A 2,304-nucleotide genomic window follows, 5' to 3' on the forward strand; every position below is an offset into this window, starting at 1 on the left:
TGCCATTGACGGCCAGACGACCACCGCTGACGGTGGTGTCGCCGGTATAGCTGTTATTGCCCGTCAGCTCCAAAGAGCCGGCGCCGCGCTTGTGCAAGCCGCCTGTGCCCTTGATGTCATTGGCGAAGGTGGAGTGATAGCCCAGCGTATCGACGTCAAACAGGCGGGTAAATTGCGCGGGCCCTTGCACGGCCTTGCCTACATTCATCAGGCCCCAGCCGTACGTGCTGGGGTCGCCCATATCGGTGGCGGTAGTCAGCAGGGTTTGCTGCAGATGATAAGCGGTGAAATAGGGGAAGGCCTCCTTGACTAATGCTGCTGCTCCGGCCACATGTGGTGATGCCATGGAGGTGCCGCTTTTATAGGTATAGCCGCCGTCCGAGTTGACGGCGTTGATGCCAGGATCCCACTGCCCCCCTGGCGCGGTCAAACACCACTCGGCGGCAACCCCACATTTATTGGCGTAGACGGCCAATGAACCGTCCTCCCCTACTGCCGTCACGGCCAGCCAGTTGTCTTTCAGCTCGGGGAACCAATAGGGAGAACCGGCCAGAAAATCGGGGTGGTCTTGAGATTCATTGCCGGTAGCAAACACCATCAGGGAGCCGGCCTGCGCACTGTTCTTGAAGGACTCAATGATCAGAGGGTGGGCCTCTAGGGCGCTTTGCGCTGAGCCATAGTCCACAATATGGCAGGGCGGGTTATAGGACCTTGAGCAGTCATTGAGCCCTAGACTGCTATTGATAATGGGTAGCTTGAATTGGGCGAGATAGTTCCAGCCATTAGAGAGCATTCGATCTTGAAAGGCCCTTATATCGTCTGGAGTCGGTGCAGTGCCGTCATTGCCATTGTCAACGTCGTCATCATCATCATCATCATCGTCAGCAACCATGCCGTAAGCAGCGACAAAAAGCTGGCTATTGAAAGCGACCCCGTGCATGCCTGCTCCATCACGTCTCGCACCCATGATTCCGGCAACATGGCTCCCGTGCCCGGCAGGAGGCTGAGTATCGACTCCTTGGCCATTGGCGTAGAGGCTGTTGCTGGTAAAGTCAAAGCCTCCTGCAATAGCGCCGGCAAACTCCGGGTGATCTGCCTGAATGCCCGAGTCCAGATAACCGATCGTGACGCCCTGGCCCGTAAAGCCGAGCGAATAGGCTTTGGCGGCATTGATCATGTCCAGGCCGGGTTGACGCTTATATTCTTTGGTGCGCCATTGCTCCAGCGAGCTCTCAGAATCGGCGTGGACGATACCAGGTAAAGTCAGGCTTAACAAAGCCAACTGCACCAGCATAGAGGTGTTGCGTTTCTTGTTCGACATGTCTTATCTACTTGGATTTGCTAAGGAGGGTGGCCACTCGTTGTGAAAACCTGCCGTGGAGGTCCTCAAGGCATCTTTCATTTAACGGCATAGCCGTTTAATCCGGCTGTTAGGGACTGCAGTATTGTCGAGATCGTGTTCTTGTGGGGACCCATGCCATGCATGCGTATCGCAGGGATTTTTGTTGGTCGCCTGTAAGCTCGCAGCGGGTTTGGCTAAATGCCAAGCCCGCCTTGAGGGTTTCAATCAGAAGCGCAGTTTCATGAACAGTGAACCGGCATGATCCTGGTTGCGGCCAAACTGCCCCTGATAGTTCAAGCCAAAAGAGGTGTTTTTGCCGGCTTTCAGTTCGGCACCCAATTCGGCAACGGCGGCGTTCTTGGCGATAGGCGCACCGCTTACGCGAAAGTTGCTGCCGGGCAGGGCCGCAAAGGCCAGTTCACGTTCAGGGGTGGTATCACCCAGGGCGTGACGCCAGCCCAAACCGGCGCTCAGGGCCACCGTGGTTTTGGACAGGTCCAGCTCCGTGGTGCCCCGCAGCCCCAGCGTGACTGTGCTCAGGTTCTGACGTTGGGAGTCACCTCGCAATGCGGCCTGACCGCCTGATTCGCTAAAGGCGCCGTGACGCAGTTGGTGCCAATTGACGCTGGCATAAGGCTCCACGCTGGAGCGGGGGCTCACCGGCATGCGGTAAGCCAATTGGGCAAAGGCCTGGACGCTGTGGGCCTTGTAGTCGGCTTTCAGCGTCTCGTTCTGATGAACGAAGATCGAGCGTTCGCTGTCCAGACGGTGACGGGTGTAGGCAGCGCCGGCCAGCAGGTTCAAGCTGCCTGAGCCCATTTCCCACGCCTGCGTACCGTACAGGGCGGCGCTGTAGCTGTTGCTGCGCGAGCTCTGACGGCGATCATCCAGTTTGATGCGGTTTTCCAGATAGCCCAAAGACGCACCCATGCGCCAGCCTTGTTCGCCGATGGAGGTATCGC

2 protein-coding genes are annotated in these 2,304 nt (G+C 57.6%); both read right to left on the reverse strand.

The genetic code is table 11. The features are described 5' to 3' along the window. Nucleotides 1-1,321: S8 family serine peptidase (locus V6936_RS17250; RefSeq protein WP_336580169.1), on the reverse strand; the 1,321-nt coding region annotated here is incomplete at its 3' end. 246 nt (nt 1,322-1,567) lie between these two features. Then, nucleotides 1,568-2,304: autotransporter outer membrane beta-barrel domain-containing protein (locus V6936_RS17255; RefSeq protein WP_336580170.1), on the reverse strand; the 737-nt coding region annotated here is incomplete at its 5' end.

Source organism: Alcaligenes sp. CHO6 (genome assembly GCF_037120595.1).
GTDB lineage: Bacteria > Pseudomonadota > Gammaproteobacteria > Burkholderiales > Burkholderiaceae_B > Alcaligenes > Alcaligenes ammonioxydans.